Raw genomic sequence first — 18866 nt, 5'->3', positions numbered from 1 at the left:
CCTCCTGGCCACCTCAAGATCGGTTACCTCTCCAAGGGACCACCGCCCAGGACACCCCACCAGCGCGCGGGGCCGTCCGGGTTACGCAGCGGGGGCCGCCACCGCCGTCACCCCCGCCTCGAACGTCCTGCCGTTGCACGGGACGCCGACGCCCCGCCAGGTGAAGGGAGTGCCGTGCGCGATGTCGGGGTCGGCGCTGTCCATGAGCTGGAAGTGGACATGCGGTTCGGTGCTGTTGCCCGAGTTGCCGCACCGGCCGAGCAGCTGCCCCGTGCGCACCCGGTCACCCGGGCGGACGGCGAGCGAACCACGCTGCAGATGGGCGTAGAGCGCATACGTACCGTCGCCCAGATCGAGGACGACATGGTTGCCGATCACGCGGCGGGCACCGCCGAGCGAACGGACGATGCCCTCGACGACGAAGAAGTAGAGAACCGCGGGCCACGAGGTACGGCTCAGGTGGTCGCGCTGCCGGTCGTCGGCGCGCACGACGGTCGCGTCGCCGACGGCGAGCAGCTCCGCGCCGAAGGCCGGGAAGTCCGCACTGCGGCGGGCCAGGGGCCACCAGCCGAACCCGGGCCGGGCACCCTCGGCCGGCTCCGCCACGATGTCGATGGCGTAAGTCTGCCCGTAGGCCCGGGTGCCATGGCTGGGGACCTTGCTCGCCGGACTGTTCAGCGCCCGCCAGCGGCCGGTGACCGGCACCGCGATCTCCACGGCTTCGGTGTCGCAGCCGGTCGTCACGGGCTGTTCCCGCACACCGGCCGCCCGGCGGTTCACACCGAATCCGATCAGCAGCCACAGGCAGAGCGGGATCCACGTCCATCCGGACAGGGCGTCGACGAAGAAGCCCGCGACGAACATCGCCACGTAGGCCAACAGGCATGTACGGGCGGCCCAGTTGAAGAACCTGCGCATCTCATTCCCCCTAGAGTCGGCCGGGCGGGGTCAGCGCCCGGCGGCAGTCAGCATCACCAGCAGCGGTACGACACGGTCGGCCGGCACCTCGTAGCGGCCGCGGGCGGCCGTGTGCAGCCAGCCGGCGGCGGTCAGCTGCCGCAGGTGGTGGTAGATCTGGCCGGTGGTGCCCGTGCCGTCGAGCTCGGTGAGCTCGGCGGCGGTGCAGCGGCCACCGAGGACCTCACGCAGCAGCCGCAGCCGCACGGGCTGGCCGAGCGCCGCGAACGACTCGGCCGCGTCCGCCCAGTCGGCCTCCAGCACGGTGTCCGTGACCAGGCCGTACTGCCATTCGTAGCGATTCCCGGTCGGCGTCCGGACGGCGCCGGTGAACAGCACCCCGCCGTTGTCGGCGCCCAGTTCGGCGAGCTGGTCCTTGAGGCCGTGCAGGGCCCACAGATCCTCACCGGCCTCCCGTGCCGGCGAGGGCGCGGAAGGCGGTCGGCCGGTCGCCTGCTCCAGCGCGGCCAGGCGGCGCTCCAGTTCGGCGACGCGCTGCTCCAGATCCATGGCTAGAGATTACGTAGTTACGTAATTCCTTGCAAGTACCGGCCGTCTCTTCGAAAAAAGCCCTCGCAGCAGCCCCCACCCCCGCGTTACCGTCCTCCCATGCAGCGCGACCGGTCGTTCCTCACGACGACGCCGGAGAGTGTCCCGGCGCGCTGATCCATGGACTGGATGTCCGAAGCCCCGGGGCGAGTGCCCCGGGGCTTCGTCGTGGGTCGCTCGCCCTCCCCCGTCGCGAGGAGAGAGACCATGTACGACCACCGTCGGCTCGGCCGTGAGCTGGAACTGTTCGACACCGACCCGCTGATGGGCGCGGGGCTGCCGTACTGGCTGCCCGACGGCGCGGTCGTACGGCACGCCCTGGAGGAGTACATCCGCGACCAGGAACGCGCGGCCGGCTACCGGCACGTGTACTCGCCCGTCCTCGGCAAGCGCGAGCTGTACGAGATCTCGGGGCACTGGTCCCATTACAGCGACGACATGTTCCCGCCGATGAAGCTGGGCGGTGAGGAGGTCGTCATGCGGCCGAGCCTGTGTCCCCACCACGCCCTCATCTACCGGTCCCGGTCGCACAGCTACCGTGAACTGCCGCTCCGTCTCGCCGAGTTGGGAGGCATGTACCGCTCCGAGCTGTCCGGGGTGCTCGGCGGCCTGACCCGCGTACGGTCCATCCAGCTCAACGACGCCCACATCTTCTGCACCCTGGAGCAGGCGGTGGACGAGGCCCGCAAGGCGCTGGAGCTGATCGGCCGCGCCTACGCCGACCTCGGCATCCGCGCGGCCCGCCACCGGCTGTCCCTGCCGGGGGAGGGCGGCAAGTACGTCGCCGACCCGGAGCTGTGGAAACGGGCCACCGCGCTGCTGGAGGAGGTGCTGGCGGGTGCCGGAATCGCGTACGAGGCGGCGGAGGGCGAGGCCGCCTTCTACGGGCCCAAGATCGACGTCCAGGTCGTCGACTCCGCCGGCCGCGAGGCCACCCTCTCCACCGTCCAGATCGACTTCCACCAGCCCGAACGCTTCGATCTGCACTACATCGGCGCCGACGGCGCCAAGCATCGGCCGGTCATGGTCCACCGCAGCGTCATCGGCAGCGTGGAGCGGGCGGTGGCGCAGATGATCGAGGAGCACGGCGGGGCCTTCCCGGCCTGGGTCGCACCGGTCCAGCTCGTGGTGCTGCCGGTGTCGGACGCCCAGCAGAACCAGGCGCACGACGTCGTACGACGGGCCGTGGCACGCGGGCTGCGCGCCGAGTTCGCCGGGCCCGAGCAGGGCAGCCTCGGCGCCCGCATCCGGGCGGCGCGCCTGGTGCCGTACCAGGCGGTGATCGGCGAACGGGAGGCCGAAGGCGACCTGGCGGCCCTACGGCTGCGGGACGGACGGCGTCCGGGGGCCGTACCGGTGGAACGGCTGCTGGAACGGATCGGGGCGTGCGTCGGCACCCGCGGCGCCGAACTGTGGGCGGCTGCGTAAGGTCACTGTCGTAGACCGTGTCGTAGAGACGTGTGTCGTCGTAGTGAGAGGAGCCCGGCCGTGACCGGTCAGCCCATTCCGGTGATCATCGACTGCGACACGGGTGTCGACGACGCCCTGGCCCTGCTGTTCGCCGTCCGCCACCCGGGGATCGACCTGCGCGCGGTCACCTGCGTGGCCGGGAACACGGACGTGGACGGCGTCGTCCGCAACACCCTCACCGTGCTGGAGCAGGCCGGCGCCCCCGACATCCCCGTCGGCCGCGGAGCCGAGCGCCCGCTGATCGAGCCGGCGCGCTCGGCACGGCATGTGCACGGCTCGGACGGCATGGGTGACCTCGGGCTGCCCGCGCCCTCCCGCACCCCCGCCGACGTGGATGCCGTGACCCTGCTGCGCCGCGAGATCCTCGCCTCGCCGCGCCCGGTCACCCTCGTCCCCACCGCGCCCCTGACGAACATCGCCCTGTTGCTGCGCACCCACCCCGAAGTCACCCGCAACATCGAGCGGATCGTGTTCATGGGCGGCGCGGTGGCCACCGGGAACGCCACGGCGGTCGCCGAGTTCAACGTCTGGCACGATCCGGAGGCGGCCGCCGTCCTGCTCACCGCCGGGGTGCCGATCACCATGTACGGCCTGGACGTCTTCACGCAGGTCGTCGTCCCCGGCGCCGATGTGCACCGGCTGCGCGCGAGCACCGAGCCCGGCACCCGGCTGGCCGGCGAACTCCTCGCCCACCGTCCGGCGCACCAGGGTGAGGCCCCCGAGGCGGAGGAGGCGGGCGGCCTCGGCGACGCGGGCGCGGTCTGCACGGTCGTCGACCCCGCGGGCATCACCAGCCGTCTCCTCCCGGTCGAGGTCGCCCTCGCCCCGGGTCCCACCCGCGGCCAGACGATCGTCGACCGCCGCCCCCGCCCCGGAGAGTCGGAGATCCACGAGGGCATCCGCGAACAGCCGCTGGTGGACGTGGCGTTGGACGTGGACGTGGACCGTTTCGTGAAGCTGTATCTGGAGACGGTGGAGCGTTAGCGCTCCGCTCGGAGCGCGACGGGTCGTCTGTCGGCTGCGGCGTCGTCGTGGCCGGTCGCTTTGCACCGCACCGGCCCGCCGGCCCGCGGGCGAGAAGGACGGACGCGTGACCGCACGATCTCCCGCAGCCGCGGCGGTGCACGAACGCCCCGGAGCGGGGGTCTCCGGGGCGTTCGTCTCGGGGGTGGCTATCGGGCCGTACGGCGGCGCCTGGTCACGACGACGATCGCTCCGCCGGCGGCCAGGAGTGCCGCGGCGCCGCCGGCGATGAGGCCGGAGTTGCTGCCGCCGCCGGTCTCCGCGAGGCCGCCGCCGCTCGGGGCGGCCGCGGGCACGGTGGTCGACGCGGAGGCGACCGGGGTGTCGGTCGCGCTCGGCGTCGACTCGGAGGCGCTCGGGGTCGGGGTGGGGCTCTCCGTGGCCGGCGTGGAGGGCTGCCCGGACGCCGGGGTCGAGGCCGGCGGGCTGGACGGCGGCTGCGACTCGGTGCTCGTGCAGTCCTTCGTGCCGCCGTTCCAGGACGCGATCAGCTTGTCCTTGATGACCGGGTGGTCGGGGCCCTTGGGCAGGTCGCCGTGCTCGAAGCCGTCCTTGGCGTCCGGCTTGCCGTCGAACTTCACGGCGCCCCGGTAGAGGTCGATCTGCGCGAAGCAGCCCGCGTCCGGCACCGCGATGTCGAGGGAGTCCGTCTGGCCCTGCTTGACCGTCACCGAGTCGAAGTCGACGAAGACCTGCTCGCCGGAGGTGGCGAAGGACGGGCCGTGCGCGAGGTACGAGGCCAGGGAGGCCGTGCAGGTCGCCGCGTCGCCCGCGGTACGGACCTTGATGTGGACCTTGCCGTCGTCGGTGGGCTTCAGGGTCTGGTCGTCGACCTTGACCGAGTCGTAGAAGGTGGTGCCGTCCAGCGAGAACTGGCAGCGGTCCGTCTCCGTCTTGGTACCGGCACCCGTGCCCGGCCGGTAGCCGTCGGCGTGCTTCCAGCCGTCACCGCCGGGTGTGCCGGTGGCCCAGGCGCCCGAGGCCGCGGCTACGGTGGCGGCGCACAGGGCGAGCGAGGCGGCGCCCGTTCCCAGCAGGCGGCGAGCGGTGACACGTCTGGCCATGGACATGCAGATCCCGATCTTGGCGTGTGCAGTCCCCGGCGCGGCGGCGCAGGGCAGCACGCCGCGCCCGGCCGCACCGGGGGTGAATGGTCTGAGGAACACCGGGCCCAGTGGTCATCTGCGCCCCGGTGCGATCACATCGTGGATCTCTTGACGGAACGCTGTCAACCTGCGGTAACCGACGGGTAGTTCAATCGTCTATTACAATTTCGCCACAGACGGAACAGGCGGCTCCGGTACCGCGGAGCCGCCCGGATCTCACCGCACGGTCGGGCTCGGGGCGGCGTTCTGGCCGGTCGAGGACTCGCCCGGCAGGACCGGCGGCTGGGTGGTGCTGTCCACCGGCGGGGTGAGGACGACCTCCGGCTGGCCCGCGACCGGGGGCGGCGGGGTCAGGTCCGTGGCGGGCAGCTTCGGCGGGGTCGTCTCCTGGAAGAGGACCTGGTCGAAGTTGACCAGACCGGTCTGCTCCATGACGGTGATGTGGTCCAGGACCGTCGCGTTGGCCTGGTCGGCCAGGGCCCGCACCACGGTGTTCTTGGTGGTCGAGCGGATCTTCGCGATCGTGTTGAAGATCGAACCGTGGGTCACGCGCAGGATGTTGGCGAAGTCCGTGTCGAACTGCTTGCCCTGGTCCGCGGCGAGCGTGTTGACGAAGCCGACCTGTTGGGGGCTGGCCACGTTGGGGATCGTGATGTTCAGCATCGTGCTGATCTTGCGGCAGCTGGCGTCCAGCGCGGCGTGCCCGTCGATGAGGTGCTTGCTCGCGGTGATCACCGCCTTGCTCTGCCCCTTCTTCAGGCCCATCTGGCCCACGGGGTACTCCCACAGTCCGGCCGCGCGCACCTTGACCACGAAGTCCCGGTCGGCCTCCGTCAGCGGTCCCCACTGGGTCTGAGCGATGACTCTCGAACCGTCGCTCGACACCGTGTTGACTCCGAGCATCGCGGGATAGGCGAGCGCGGCCAGGGTCAGACTGAGGGCCCCGCCCACGAAGAGAGTTCCCGTCGCATTCCGCGAAAAGCGCACCGTGCCTCCTGCCCGGTCGGCGGTTCCCGCCGACGGACGGCGGGGGTCGGACGGAGAGGAGTACGGATGGGGTTCTGCCGCGGAACCTTTTGGTTTGGTAAAAACCGGCGGGTGTGAGGCAGGTAACGGCCCGCAGGCCCCGGCCGGTTGACGGAATGTTGACCATTTCACGGGAGAGACAAGGCGAACACCGGACCTAAATTCGCCCCATGCCCCCACAGCCCCGGAAAGCCCCGGCAGCCCTTCCCGTCCTGCCCTACCGCAAGCCCACGAAGGGCCGCGACTACTGGGTCATCGACGACGTCCTGCCCGACGTGGACGCCGTACGGGAGCGCTGCCTCGCCAAGGACGACTGGGTCAAGGGTTACCCGTACACCTCGGAGACCTGGCCGGGTCTGCGCACCATGCCGGGCCTGGAGCCCGCCGAACTCGCCCGCGTGGAACGCCTGGTGAAGAAGTCGACCGGTGCCAAGGACCTGTGGGTGCAGGAGGCTCCCGGCGGCGGCACCCTCAACCACAACTGCATCCAGGTCGTCGGCGAGGGCGAGAGCGAGCCGCGCCCGCACACCGACTCCCGTGCGCTGTGCCGCTATGCGGCGGTGCTGTACCTCAACCCCGGTGTACCCAAGGACTGCGGGACCGCCTTCTACCGGCAGTCCCTGCCCGGCGGCCGACTCGGCGGCAACGTCGTGCAGGCCCCGCACAACAACCTCGTCGAGGCCCTCGGAACACGGTTCGTGCCGGGGGACCACTTCGAGGAGGACGTGCGGGTCCCGCACAAGTACAACCGTCTGCTTCTCTACAACGCCAACCTGGTGCACAGCGCGACGGGCTACTCCGGCAGCACCCTGGAGGAGAAGCGCATGACGGCGGTGTTCTTCTGGATGGCGTAGGGGACGTGCGGGGCCTCAGACGCGCCCCATGCCGCCGCTGCCGAAGGAGCCGCTGGAGCCGGGCAGCCAGCGCCGGCGGTGCTGGTCCTTCCCTGTCCTCGTTCCGGATGGGTGGAGCTCGTAGGGCATGAGCCGTTCCTTGCCCTCGGCGTGCGGCACCTCGTCGGGTTCCCGCATCTCGCGCATCTCCCAGACGGGGCCGCCGTCGGGGAGGTGCGGCTGCTCGTCCGGGTTGGGCCGCGGCAGTTCGCGGTCCCGGACCCTCATGCCGAACTGCACGGCCCAGATCAGTGCGCCAGCGATGATCAGGCCACCGACAAAGGCGGCGATCACGTTGAGTACCTCACTCGACGTGGCCGCAACAACAAACGTCGCAGTACTCATGCCCTCATTATCGCCGAAAGGGAGCGATTGGGGAGTGTTCGGTGTTTTTGCAGGTCAAGGCGCCTTTCAGGGGTGCGCATAGATGCCCTCGGTGCGCGTGGTCGACTACGATCCCGACTGGCCCCGCAAGGCATCCACTGCAACGGACGCCCTCCGCACGGCGGCCCCCACGAGCCGGCGCTCGCCGCGCTCGGCTTCCTCCCCCACGACAACGGAATGACCGACCGGCTCCTGTACGCCCGTGCCGAGGCGGCCGTCCGTGGCCACATCCTGCACGTGGTGACGCGGGACAGCCGGCCCACCCGCAACCCGCGCGTCCTGCGGGACCACCTGCGCGCCCACCCCGAGGAGACGGCTCGGTGCGCCGCACTCGGACGGGCCCGAGCGGAACGCGGTCTGCCGCCGGAGGCCGTCGGGGAAAAGGGACCGAAGTGAGGTAGGTCTCCCGCGGGTTACGGATCGCTCAAGCCCTGGTGTCCGTGCGGTGAGCGCCGCACCATGGGCGCATGACACCGGCGCAGAGAGCCATGGACCAGCTGGCCGCGTGGCCCGATCTCAGCCCGTGCGAGGCCGGCTGCGGCACCGGCCGTGCGCTGCGTTCCGTGCGGGACGAGATCGTGCACTTCCACTCCGAGCGGGACGTGGATCTGCACCTCACCACCCGCGCGATCCAGCGGCTCCACTACGACTTCGCGGAGTCCACCGCCATCCGCCTGGTGCCGGGCTCCCGCTGGGTCACCGTCCATCTCGACTGCGAGACCGACGTCGACCTGCTGCTCAGCCTGGTCAGCGTCGCCCTCAAGGCCCACTCCGCTCACCCGGGGCACCCGGTGCCGGCCGTGTGCAACTTCCACCGCGTGACGGTGCTCGCCCGCGACGAGGCCGATGGCTACGACGAGGCCGACGAGGTCGGATAGAGCCGGGAGCAGGGCCCTGCACCGGACCTCCGAACACCGGAAACCCCCTCCACAACTGTCACAGGCATGTCATACGCTGCTCCCGGCAGCCGCGCCCCGCGTGTCACCGCCGTAGAGCGGTCATGTCCGGGTGCTGCGCGGCGCACTCATCTGCCCGGTCACGCCGGGTTTTCTTGTGGGGGTTACACACTGTGCGTACGCGCAGCATCTCGACCGCGACAGCGCTTGCGGTCCTCTTCGGCTCGGCGGCGCTGAGCGTCGTCGCGGCGGGTACCGCCTCGGCGGCCACGGCCCATGTCACCTCGCCCGGCGGCATCGTCGCGGACGGCCCGCTGAAGCGGGTGTTCGTCGGCGACGGCTCCGCCGGGACCGTCGCGGTCACCGACTACTCGGGTGCCGTCCTCGGTTCGGTGAGCGGTATCACCGGCGTCAGCGACATCGCCGTCTCGGACGACGGGGCCACCGTGTACGCGGCCGCGCCCGGCTCTCACGAGATCGTGGCCATCGACGCGGCCACCCTGGACGTCAAGGCCCGCTATGCCGTCGCCACCGACACCGGCCCGCGCCACGTGGCCTTCACCAGCGGCAAGGTGTGGTTCACCTACGGGGACCAGTGGGACGGCGACCTGGGCTCGGTCGATCCGACGGTGGACCCGGCGAGCGGCACCAACCCGGTGACGATGGCGCAGTTCCCGACCGAGGGCACCTCGCCGGGCCTGTGGGGCCAGGCACTGCTGGACACCGACCCGCTGCGGCCGGGCGTCCTGGCCATCGGGCAGACCGGCATCTCCACGGACTCGATGGCCGTGGTCGACGTGTCGAGCGGCACGCCCAAGCTCACCGCCTGGTACTTCGGCGACTACACGCTGAACAGCGGCATCAGTGACATCGACCTGGCCGCCGGCGGGGACGAGGTGATCGTCAACGGCACGGACCGGGACGCGTACGCGGACGGCAAGTTCAGCAAGGCCGGCGCCTACCCGGCCGGGCAGCTCGCCGACGTCGCCCGTGACGGCCTGGTCGCCCAGGCCAGCGGCGGCAAGATCCTCACGTACCGGCCGGACGCCACCAAGGTGCTGCACACCTACGACATGGGCACGCAGCGCACGGCCGGTCTGGCCTGGGCCCCGGACACCTCCAGGCTCTTCGCGCTCGTCGGCACGGACGCGGCGAACGGCGGCTACACGCTCAAGGCGCTCACCGACCCGGCGATGAACAACCCGACCCTCACGGTCAACGCCCCGGCGACGGCGACCCGCGGCAAGCAGCTCACCGTCACCGGCAGGATCTCGGCGTCGTACTCGCTGCCGACGGGCGTGAAGCTCCAGGTCACCCGCACCGACCTGGACTCCCCGAACGGCAGGGCGCTGCCCGCCGTCACGGTGAACGCGGACGGCACGTACGCCTTCTCCGACACCCCGCCGGCCGGCGGCACGGTCACCTACAAGGTCGCGTACGCGGGCGACGAGGTGCACTCGGCGGTCAGCGCGAGCGACAAGGTCGCCGTCTCACGCACCGCGACCTCGCTGAGCCTGAACAACAACGGCAAGGTGTACTCGTACGGCACCGACGTGAAGTTCACCGCGCACCTCGGTACGACGTACAAGAACCGCACGGTGGAGATCTGGGCCAACCCCTACGGCGGCGACAAGCCCAACAAACTGCTGAAGACCGGCACGGTCGACGCCGGCGGCAACATCTCCGCCATCGTCGACATGACCCGCGACACCGACGTCACCGCGGTCTTCAAGGGCGACGCCCGTTACGCACCCAGGACGGTCAAGTCCACGGGCTACGCCAGGGTGAAGGTCGCAACGGCCGTCACCAAGAACTACAAGAAGGCCGCGATCGGCTCGCACACGTACTACTGGTTCCACAAGAGCACCTCGCCGGTCGTCACGACGACCATGACGTACTACCCGGGCCGCAAGCAGCGCCTCGAGCTCGAGGTCTACTACAACGGCACGTGGTACGCGACCGAGGGCAGCCCGCAGTACTTCGCCCTCGGCTCGAACGGCAAGTCCGCGGTGAGCCTGGGCGCCCCGGGCCAGTCCGGCATCAAGGCCCGCGTCCGCGCGGCGTACATCAACAACTCGTCCGGCGACAACGTCAACTCGAACACGTACAGCGACTGGAAGTACCTGTACTTCACCAACTAGCCGACGGATGCGTCAGGAGCGCCGGGCCGGTGGCGAATGCCATCACCCGGCGCTTCGACGTTCGCCAGTCCTTGCCGCAGCGGAAGCGCGGTGAGCACGACGAAGATGCCGAACACGGTGATGGGCAACAGCCCGACCGGACGCAGATAGGCCACCGGATCCGCCAGAACGGCATGCCATGCGCCGTCCCAGTTGGCGGCCAGATCCAGGAGCATGACCGCGGCAGCGAGCAGCGCGCCATTCGGGCGGGCCCGGACGATCAGCAGGGCGACCAGCGGATCCAGCAGCAAGAGCGCGTGGAGCAGGAGCTGGACGGGCAGCGGTGCGTAGCTGAAGGTGTGCAGCCCGCCCGTCGCCAGGAAGTACGCGTGCGCTCCCGTTCCTTCCAGGAAGCCGATGACGTACGCCGCCGCCACACACCGGACCCATATCGGACGATCCCCCCATCGCATGGAAATCACCCTAACGAACAACACGCTGCCCGGTCCCGCTGTTGATCGCGCCTCAGCACGGCTCCCACGAGCCATAATCCGGACATGGCCGCACTGACCGACCTGCAGCGTCGCATCCTGACCGACGTGCTCGCCGTGGGCAGTGCCTACCCGCTCGTCCTCACGGGCGACTGCGCCGCGCAGGCGCACGGCCTGGTCGAGCATCTCAGCCAGGACCTCGACGTCGCCACCGAGAACCCCGAGGACATGGAGCGGATCGGTGCCGCCGTACGGACCGGGCTGGAGGAACGGGGCTGGCAGGTGCGGGTGTTGGAGACGGATCCTCTGTCCGCGCAGCTGATCGTCACGGACCCGGACAGTGGTGACGAGTGCGAGGTGGACGTCCTCAAGGAGGTCATGTGGCGGCCGCCGGTACAGACCGAGTACGGCCCGGCCCTCTCCCTCGAGGACGTCGTCGGCACCAGGGTCTGGGCCCTGGCCGACCGGGGCCTTGCGCGCGACCTCATCGACGTCCGGGCCGCCGCCGACCGCTGGACCCACCCCGAACTGGAGGAACTCGGCCGCCGCCACGCCCGGGACACCTTCGACCTGACCGACCTTCAGGCGCGTCTGTCCGGCGCGGACCTGATGGACGACAGGGAGCTCGCCGCTTACGGGCTCGACGCGGGCGCGATCGCGGAACTCCGCCAGTGGGCCCAGGTCTGGGCCGACGACATCGCGGAACGCCTTCTGGAAGGGAAGCCGCCGGAGGACGAGTGAGTCACCGGGATCACGCGGCCCGCGGGTCCCGTTTCCGTTTGAAGGGCATCTCAAAGACCTCTGAGAACAGCCATGCCGACAGAACCGAAGCAGACAGCCCCACCACCACCGTGAAACAGAACGTGGGCAGCCCCGCCGACACATATTCCGGCGCTATTTTCCGCACCACGATCATCACGATCGGCAGATGGATGAGATAGAGGCTGTACGAGAAGTTGCCGAGACCGCGCATGGGCCGGGTGGCAAGGAGCCGCAGCAGAAGGACAGGCCGCCCGGTGGCGATCCCCGCAAGGAACATCGCCATGGCGGGAGCGACGGCGAGATCCACCCAGAAGTAGTGATGCACCGTCCAGGCCGACCCCTCGACGGCGATGAGTGCCAGGACCGGAACCATCGCCGGCGCCGCAAGCCGATGCCAGGGCATCCGCCGGACCCTCTCGCGCGCAACGACGACTCCCGCGCCGATCAGACCGGCGACGAACACGGGCACCAGATTCGGCGCCAGCCAGTTGTCACCCTCGACCGGGGATGAGTTTCCCGCGAGCATGCCCTGTGCGACCACCAGCAGTGTGACACCGCTGACCAGGACCGCCGCCCCCAGCCGCCGCCGGAGAAGAAGCAGCACCGGGAAGAGAAGATAGAGCTCCGCCTCCACGGCGATCGACCAGAACGCACCGTTCGGCGTACGAGCCGTGAACATGTCCTGGAGCACCAGGCCGTACACGACGACTGTCCTGTAGTTCGGCGGCCCGTGGTGCGAGGCCCGCACCACGAAATGGGCGACTGCCACGCTCAGGACGAGCGCCGCCCAGTACGGCGGAAGGATCCGCCGGGCCCGCCGCCGCAGAAACCGGACGACGCCATCTTGCCGCCAGCCGTTGCGCGCGGGCGAAAGCGCCAGCGAGAACCCGGAAAGCACGAGAAAGAAGACGACGGCGAGCCGCCCGTACATCAGCCAGCCCAGCCAGAACGGACCCGAGTTCCTGGGAAACCCCGGAAAGGCAAGCAACCAGCAGTGAAAAAGAACGACATACAGCGCGGCCAGCCCACGAAGACCGTCAAGCCCCGGCACATGGCTGCCCGCGTTTGATTCCCCCGTACCGACCCCATCGGTCTTCCTGCTGTCGGGACGGATCGATTCCAATAAAATTGTTCTGCCCTCCCTTTCGGCGCCGTGATCTTTTGGTGGGCCCGGGATGGCGCCACCTGGTCACTCGTACGTCGCACGGCGCCAGCAGGTTCAGCTCATGGTCCGAACGAAACCGGCAATCCGGCCAGCCCTCGCAGCAGCGTGCCGCTCCGCCACTCCAGGTGCGCCGGGTCGGTGGCGAAGGTCATCACCCGGCGTTCCCGGATGAGCAGCCGCAGGGCGACGGCGGCCTCCGCTCGGGCCAGTGGGGCGCCGAGGCAGTGGTGCAGGCCGTGGCCGAAGCCCAGGTGGCCCTGTGGCCGGCGGGTGATGTCGAAGCGGTCGGGGTCGGGGAAGTGGCGCGGGTCGCGGGAGGCTGCGGCGAGGGAGACCTGGACGGCGTCGCCGGCCGCGATGCGGGTGCCCGCGAGGTCCAGGGGCTCGGCCGCGAAGCGGAATGCCGTCGAGTGGACGGGCGAGTGGTAGCGCAGCGACTCCTCCACCGCGGCGGGGACCAGGGACGGGTCCGAGTGCAGCAGCGCGAGCTGGGCCGGGTGGCTGAGCAGGGCGTGCACCGTTCCCGAGATCAGGTCGACCGTCGTCTCGTGGCCCGCGACCAGGAGCAGGAAGGCCATGCCGAGGAGCTCCTCGGTGCCGAGACCGGACCCGGCCGCGGCGAGGTCGCTCAGCAGGGTGCCGTCCGGGGTGGTGGCCTTTCGGGCGGTCAGGCCGGTGAGGTAAGCGGTCAGTTCGATGCTCGCCGTGGCGGCCGCCTGCGGGGACGTCGGCATGACCAGTTCGTTCGACCAGGTGTGGAAGACGGTGCGATCGGCCGCCGGGACGCCCAGCAGATCGCAGATCACGGTGACGGGCAGCGGCAGGGCGTACTGGCTCACCAGGTCGGCGGTTCCCCGCCGGGGCAGTGCCGCGAGCAGTTCGGCTGCAACCGCCTCGATCCCAGGGCGTAACGCGGCGATCCGGCCCGGCGTGAAGTGCCCCGCCACCAGCCGGCGCAGGCGGGTGTGCTCGGGCGGGTCGCTCTGGAGCATGTTGCGGCCGAGGGCGTGGCCGCCGTCGGTGCGCCAGGAGGAGGAGTACCGGATGTCGTTGCGCAGGCGCGGGTCGGTGAGCACCGCCCGGGCCGCGTCCCACGCCACGACCAGCCAGCACTCCCCGCTGCCCGGGACCAGGACACGGTGTACGGGCCCCTTGGCACGCAGGGCCGCGTGGACGGGATACGGATCGGCCGCAAAGTCGTGCCCGGCGGGGGCCAGTTGCTGCAGGGTGGGTGCGGTCATGGCGTTCCCTTTCCTGAGTGCTTTCCTGAGCGAAGGCGATGCCTCTTCTGAGTGACGGTCACGCCTGCCACACTTCCGCCACCGACTCCGCCACCGCCGTCGCCTGGGCAAATCCCGCGCGGGCCGCGTCCGGGACGCGTGCGTTCGCCGTCATGTTGCGGCCCATCGCCCGGCGCGCGTCGCGGTCCGGCCACAGGAGCGATACGGCGGCCCCGTGAGCGGTGAGTTCGGCAGCCTGCTGGTGTGCGCTCGGGTGCGGGCCGACCGCCTTCGGGATCGGTGCGACGGCGAGCACCCGGCGGTGTCCGCGGGCCAGCTGGAGGTTGGCCGTGGAACGGCTGCCGCCGTCGATCCAGTGCCGGCCGGCCAGCGCGACCGGTGGCCAGACCAGCGGGACGGCACAGCCGGCGGCCACCGCGTCGACGAGCCCCACCTTCGCGTCCGCGTCGAAGGCCGCCACCTCCCCGGTCACGGCGTCGACCGCGGCGATCCGCAGGGCCCGCGCGGGCCAGTCCGTCGCCCCGCGCAGCAACTCCCGTACGGCGTCGTACATGCCGGCCGCGGGTGGGGTGCGGGCGGCGAGGGCGGCGCGGCCCAGTCGTCGTATCGAGCGCTCGGGGTTCCGGGAGCCCAGGGCGGCCCGGAGGAAGCGGAGCGTCTGGGCGGCGGTGACGTGCAGGTCGATGCGATCGGCGCCGGAGAGCTGGCGCTCGTACAGCTCACGCGGGGGCTGACCGCACGCCAGCCGGGAGCCGAAGACCGCGCCGGCCGAGGTGCCGATCACCATGTCGGCCCGGTCGAGGTCGAGGCCTGCGTCTGCGAGTCCGGCGAGTACGCCGGTCAGCCAGGCGCCCCCGACGGGGCCTCCGCCGCCCAGTACCAGTGCCGTACCGCTTCCTCTTCCGCTCACGTCACACCCCCGGGGCAGTAAGTGGGGAGCACTCCCCATTTCGGTTTCCGACGATAACATCAGTTCCGGGGAGTGCTCCCCACTTCTTTCTCCGGAGGGTGATGATGGCCGTCGGCGCAGGTCGTGGGACGGGACCGCAGCGGCGCGACGCGCGGCGAAACCGCGAGCTCCTGGTGGAGGCGGCCCACGAGGTGTTCACCGAGCAGGGGCTGCAGGCGCCGCTGGACGTGATCGCCCGCCGGGCGGGGATCGGCAATGCGACCCTCTACCGGCACTTCCCCACCCGTGCCGCTCTGATCGACGCGGTCTTCCGCGACCAGCTCGGCGGGACGGTCGCCGCGGGCGAGCTGGCCCGGACGGCCCCCGATGCCTGGACCGGCCTCGACACCTACCTCCGGGCCGTCTTCCACACCCTGGCCGCCGACCGCGGCACCAACGACCTGATGACCACCCACGTGCAGGGCATCGAGGCCCTGGACGAGGTGCACGCGCACAACCGGGAGACGCTGGAACTGCTGCTGGCGCGCGGGCGCGAGGAGGGCGCGATCCGCTCCGATGTCAGCACGGAGGACGTCCTGTTCGCGCTGGCCGCGCTGGGCCGCGCCGTCCCGGCCCTGACCGCGGCGACCGCACCGGACACCTGGCGCCGCCCCCTCGCCCTGTTCCTCGACAGCCTGCGCCCGGCACCGAAGACCCTTCCGGGTTCTGCCCTTACCGCTGACCAACTGGCCGACGTGCTGAAGGAATTGGGACCGCACCGCGCGCCCGCCCGGCAAGTGGAAGACGAGTGAAGGCCCGCCGTTCAGGCATGTCGATGTGGCGGTCGTCGCTCGTCGTCGGCGAGGATGCCCCGGTGAACGACCACATAGCACCCCCCACCGCTGCTCCCGCCCCCGCCCTGCAACCGGTCCGGGCGGCAGGCATCGCCACCATGACCGCCCTTGCCCTCGCCGGGCTCGGATGGGCGGCGCGGGGCGTATGGCAGATCCGGCTCGCGATGGCGGGGGAGCCGGCCTCCGGGCCGCCGGACCAGGGCGGTGGGGTGCACCGTCCGCTGACCTCGCTGGAGGACTCGTACCACCTCGTCACCACGGTGTCGGGCTTCGCGGCGGCGGTCTGCGCGATCGCGTTCCTGGTGTGGACGGGCCGCGTCCGGGACAACGCGCGCGAGCTCTCCGGGACCAGGCCGCGCTACTCGGGGCTGTGGGTCTACTTCGGCTGGGTGGTGCCCGTCGTCAACCTGTGGTTCCCCCGCGGCATCATCGCGGACGCCTACCGTGCCAGCGCCCCCGGTGAGCGGCTGCCCCGCTCCCTGAACGTGTGGTGGGGCCTGTGGCTGATCGGCATGCTCAGCGGAGTCGGCCTGATGTACGGCGACAACACCGACGAGATCATCGCCCGCGCCTACGCACACGTGTGGCAGCTCCTGGCGTCCGACGCGGCGGTGGTCGGCGCGGCCGTGGCCGGCATCTTCGTCGTCCGCGCCGTCACCGCCGTGCAGGAGCGGCATCTGGACGAGCCGTAGGACAAGGGCAGTTGGAGAGCGGTTGACCCTGGCCGGGCACGGCCAGGGTCACGGTGCGAGTGAGGCTCAGGTCAGCTGACGCACAGCAGGCCGAGTACGCAGATCCCCGACGGGGAGGTCGCCGAGGACGTGTTGCCCGACTGGGACGTTCCCGAAGCGGTGGAGGACCCCGACGTTCCGGAGGATCCGGACGTGCTCGACGAGCCCGAACCCGTGCTGCCCGTGGGCGTCGAGGAGGGGGTCTGGGTGGTCGTCGTCGTGCCGCCGGTGACGGGCGTCGTGTCGACGGAGGGGGTCCTCACGGTGGCCACGGAGCCCTGCTGGGCGGGCTTCGTCGCCGGCGTCGAGTGTGCGGCCGGGGTGTACGACTGCGTCCGCGCCGAATCGGTGTGGGACGCGGTGACCCCGGAACGCTGCTGAGCCTTGCCGGAGGTGGTGGAGCGGTCCGGCGTGACGTCGGGCTTGCGGTGCTTGCCCGTGCCGGCCGGCGGGAGCTGGGCGTTCTGGTCCGCGGTGCCGTTCTCGGAGCCCATGCTCGACAGGTCCGTCGCCGTCGACGCCTCGGCGCGGTGGCCGGAACCACGGTCCATCGAGGCGACGGTCAGACCGCCGCCGACGAGTGCCACGGCGGTCGCGACCACGGCCTTGCGCTGGTTCTTCTTCCAGCGGGCCCGCTGCCTGCGCCGGGCGGCCCGCCCCTCCGACAGGGGTATCGCGGCCGCGGCGCCGGTCTCGGCGTCACCGTATGCGTCGGTCTCCGGGGGCTCTTCCACCTCCGGCCACATCGCCGTCGCGGCGGGCGCCGGGGCGGGGCGGCCGTGGGAGGTCACCGGTGCGATGTCGGGGGCGTAGGCACCGCAACCGGGGCACACCAGGGCGCCGTTGAGGTGCCGGCGGCATGAGGAGCAGTAGTCCATCCGCTGTGTTCCTGACCCTTCGCACGGGGAGATGCACCGAAGATGCATGCGAGTTCGAACGGGCTGCAACGGTAACGAGGGTTTCGAAAGACTGTGTGAGGTCTGTGTGCTTCTCCTGCGCGGATTCTCTGCACGTCTCGCACACCGCGGTCGAACGACCAGGTCAGCGCCGGAACCTCCAAGGGATGCGCGAGTCCGTGGCGCTGATCACAGTCACCGGTAGGGCGACGCCACGCGGCCGAGGCCACCGAGGTCACCGTCACCCTGGCGTACGACGGCGCCTTGACGGTGACGGTGTCCCGGCCTCGTGGGCCCGCGCGTGGCCTACCAGCGAGTGAAGCGCTCGAAGGCGTGGCTGAAGTACCAGGTGTCCTGCGCGATCCCGGAGCAGGAGTTGGAGCCGGCGGTGCCCACGCACCCGCCGTTGTCCCGCTGAAGCGCCCAGAAGGAAAGGGTGTTGATGCCCTTGGCCTCGGCCCACTGCTCGACCTTCACCGCGTCCTCGGTGGTGAAGGTCTCCTGAGGCCCGAAGTCGTCGATGCCGGGCATCTCGGTGACACCGACCATGTGCCAGAGCCTGGCCTGGCTCTTCTTGGGGTAGAGAGCGGCGAGTTGCCCGACGAGCCCCGCGGCGGCGGTCTCGGTGTCGGCGGCCATGTCATGGGTGGCGCCGTCCCAGTAGTCGAACGTCATGATGTTGACGACGTCCACGCGCGCGTGGTTGTCGACGGCGTTCTTGAGAAGGGCCACACCGTTCGGTGCGAGGCCGGTGGCGGTCGTGGGCAGGGTGTACGAGAACTGCACGCGCCGCCCGGTGCGTTCGGCCCACCGCTGCACCTGGGCGATGGCCTTGTTGCGGCGGTCGATCCCCGCCGTGTTGTTGATGGAGTCGGCCTCGACGTCGAGATCGATCCGTGCGATCCCGTACGTCGTCACCAGGCCCTCGTAGACCTTGGCGATGGCGTCGACACTGGTGCAGCTGTCGGCGAGCTCGGTACCGGTGGTGTCGGCGCCGTAGCCGCCGAAGGACGGGACGACGTTGCCGCCGCGGGCCTGGATGGCCGCGATGTCGGCGCCGAAGGTCGCCTTCGAGACGGGCTGGGTGGTGTCGCCGTTCCAGTACGCGGTGCACGAACCGGCGGCATCCGTCTGCAGGAACGCCATGGTCAGGTACTTGTTCCCGGAGGCGGCAGCGAGTTGGGCCGGACTCTCCCCGGTCCACGCCTCGAAGTACGGCGCGGCGACATGGGCGGGCATGGGGGCAACGGGCCGCGAGGCCACGGCATCCGCCGCGAGCGCCCCACCTCCCCCGAGCGCGACAAGACCGGCCGACAGGCCGGTCACGGTGACGCAGGACAGCAACGCACGAAGAGCAGGACGCGGTCGTCTCATTGACGCTCCCAGGGGGATGGCGGAGAGGAAGACAGGAGG

General features: G+C 70.8%; 19 protein-coding genes and 1 pseudogene. 9 read left to right on the top strand and 11 right to left on the bottom strand.

Annotated features, from left to right (window positions below; translation table 11 throughout):
* Window positions 1-81: 81 nt before the first annotated feature.
* Window positions 82-918 (bottom strand): M23 family metallopeptidase, encoded by an 837-nt coding sequence (locus tag ABD355_RS26030; protein ID WP_344403078.1) that lies wholly within the window; start codon window positions 916-918, stop codon window positions 82-84.
* A 30-nt stretch (window positions 919-948) separates the two neighbouring features.
* Entirely contained in the window at window positions 949-1467 is a 519-nt protein-coding gene (locus ABD355_RS26025; protein ID WP_344403077.1) for an ArsR/SmtB family transcription factor, read from the bottom strand.
* Between the two features lie 246 nt (window positions 1468-1713).
* Here ABD355_RS26025 and thrS point away from each other — a divergent pair, with 246 nt between their 5' ends.
* Window positions 1714-2934 carry a threonine--tRNA ligase gene (gene thrS, locus ABD355_RS26020; protein WP_344403076.1) on the top strand — a complete coding sequence of 407 codons (1221 nt, stop codon included), beginning with the start codon at window positions 1714-1716 and terminating at the stop codon, window positions 2932-2934.
* Between the two features lie 60 nt (window positions 2935-2994).
* Entirely contained in the window at window positions 2995-3960 is a 966-nt protein-coding gene (locus tag ABD355_RS26015; protein ID WP_344403075.1) for a nucleoside hydrolase, read from the top strand.
* A 188-nt stretch (window positions 3961-4148) separates the two neighbouring features.
* Here the strand turns inward: ABD355_RS26015 and ABD355_RS26010 are convergent, their stop codons facing one another.
* Both ABD355_RS26010 and ABD355_RS26005 read right to left on the bottom strand, forming a co-directional pair.
* Window positions 4149-5069 carry an LAETG motif-containing sortase-dependent surface protein gene (locus tag ABD355_RS26010; RefSeq protein ID WP_344403459.1) on the bottom strand — a complete coding sequence of 307 codons (921 nt, stop codon included), beginning with the start codon at window positions 5067-5069 and terminating at the stop codon, window positions 4149-4151.
* Between the two features lie 252 nt (window positions 5070-5321).
* Window positions 5322-6056, bottom strand: coding sequence for a DUF4142 domain-containing protein (locus tag ABD355_RS26005; RefSeq protein ID WP_344403458.1), 735 nt, complete (start codon window positions 6054-6056; stop codon window positions 5322-5324).
* A gap of 245 nt (window positions 6057-6301) precedes the next feature.
* Between ABD355_RS26005 and ABD355_RS26000 the strand changes: the two genes are divergently transcribed.
* Complete coding sequence (locus tag ABD355_RS26000) at window positions 6302-6985, top strand: DUF6445 family protein (protein ID WP_344403074.1); 684 nt, start codon at window positions 6302-6304, stop codon at window positions 6983-6985.
* A gap of 15 nt (window positions 6986-7000) precedes the next feature.
* Here the strand turns inward: ABD355_RS26000 and ABD355_RS25995 are convergent, their stop codons facing one another.
* On the bottom strand, window positions 7001-7369 hold the full coding sequence (locus tag ABD355_RS25995) for a DUF6479 family protein (protein ID WP_344403073.1): 369 nt from the start codon (window positions 7367-7369) through the stop codon (window positions 7001-7003).
* 216 nt (window positions 7370-7585) lie between these two features.
* On the opposite strand from ABD355_RS25995, the gene ABD355_RS25990 reads away from it, so the two are divergent.
* From ABD355_RS25990 to ABD355_RS25980, 3 genes are all read left to right on the top strand, one after another.
* A complete protein-coding gene (locus ABD355_RS25990; protein WP_344403072.1) occupies window positions 7586-7804 on the top strand; it encodes a GrpB family protein in 219 nt (72 codons plus the stop codon).
* Window positions 7805-7875: 71 nt separating this feature from the next.
* Window positions 7876-8286, top strand: coding sequence for a luciferase domain-containing protein (locus ABD355_RS25985; RefSeq protein WP_344403071.1), 411 nt, complete (start codon window positions 7876-7878; stop codon window positions 8284-8286).
* A gap of 191 nt (window positions 8287-8477) precedes the next feature.
* Window positions 8478-10445: a YncE family protein gene (locus tag ABD355_RS25980; protein WP_344403070.1), complete on the top strand. Its 1968-nt coding sequence runs from the start codon at window positions 8478-8480 to the stop codon at window positions 10443-10445.
* On the opposite strand, the gene ABD355_RS25975 is transcribed toward ABD355_RS25980, so the two are convergent.
* A complete protein-coding gene (locus ABD355_RS25975; protein ID WP_344403069.1) occupies window positions 10442-10861 on the bottom strand; it encodes a hypothetical protein in 420 nt (139 codons plus the stop codon). The genes ABD355_RS25980 and ABD355_RS25975 overlap by 4 nt on opposite strands.
* Before the next feature lie 120 nt (window positions 10862-10981).
* Here ABD355_RS25975 and ABD355_RS25970 point away from each other — a divergent pair, with 120 nt between their 5' ends.
* The gene (locus tag ABD355_RS25970) at window positions 10982-11656 is read left to right on the top strand and encodes a nucleotidyl transferase AbiEii/AbiGii toxin family protein (protein WP_344403068.1); all 675 of its coding nucleotides are present in this window, start codon (window positions 10982-10984) and stop codon (window positions 11654-11656) included.
* A 10-nt stretch (window positions 11657-11666) separates the two neighbouring features.
* On the opposite strand, the gene ABD355_RS25965 is transcribed toward ABD355_RS25970, so the two are convergent.
* From ABD355_RS25965 to ABD355_RS25955, 3 genes are all read right to left on the bottom strand, one after another.
* Window positions 11667-12800, bottom strand: coding sequence for an acyltransferase family protein (locus ABD355_RS25965; RefSeq protein WP_344403067.1), 1134 nt, complete (start codon window positions 12798-12800; stop codon window positions 11667-11669).
* 101 nt (window positions 12801-12901) lie between these two features.
* Window positions 12902-14083: a cytochrome P450 family protein gene (locus ABD355_RS25960; protein WP_344403066.1), complete on the bottom strand. Its 1182-nt coding sequence runs from the start codon at window positions 14081-14083 to the stop codon at window positions 12902-12904.
* A gap of 58 nt (window positions 14084-14141) precedes the next feature.
* Window positions 14142-15032 carry a patatin-like phospholipase family protein gene (locus ABD355_RS25955; protein WP_425585788.1) on the bottom strand — a complete coding sequence of 297 codons (891 nt, stop codon included), beginning with the start codon at window positions 15030-15032 and terminating at the stop codon, window positions 14142-14144.
* Window positions 15033-15097: 65 nt separating this feature from the next.
* Between ABD355_RS25955 and ABD355_RS25950 the strand changes: the two genes are divergently transcribed.
* Both ABD355_RS25950 and ABD355_RS25945 read left to right on the top strand, forming a co-directional pair.
* Window positions 15098-15784, top strand: a complete 687-nt coding sequence (locus ABD355_RS25950) for a TetR/AcrR family transcriptional regulator (RefSeq protein WP_344403064.1) — start codon at window positions 15098-15100, stop codon at window positions 15782-15784.
* Between the two features lie 62 nt (window positions 15785-15846).
* Entirely contained in the window at window positions 15847-16518 is a 672-nt protein-coding gene (locus tag ABD355_RS25945) for a DUF4328 domain-containing protein (protein ID WP_425585787.1), read from the top strand.
* 71 nt (window positions 16519-16589) lie between these two features.
* Here the strand turns inward: ABD355_RS25945 and ABD355_RS25940 are convergent, their stop codons facing one another.
* Entirely contained in the window at window positions 16590-17435 is an 846-nt protein-coding gene (locus ABD355_RS25940) for an SCO2400 family protein (RefSeq protein ID WP_344403063.1), read from the bottom strand.
* A gap of 333 nt (window positions 17436-17768) precedes the next feature.
* Window positions 17769-18827 (bottom strand): annotated as a pseudogene (locus ABD355_RS25935) (chitinase); the annotation flags it as partial.
* Window positions 18828-18866 lie beyond the last annotated feature (39 nt).

Origin of the sequence: Streptomyces longisporus, assembly GCF_039532765.1 — a bacterium.
GTDB lineage: Bacteria > Actinomycetota > Actinomycetes > Streptomycetales > Streptomycetaceae > Streptomyces > Streptomyces longisporus.
The sequence above is the reverse complement of the archived record's forward strand: the minus strand, read 5'-3'. Positions and strand labels throughout refer to the sequence as shown.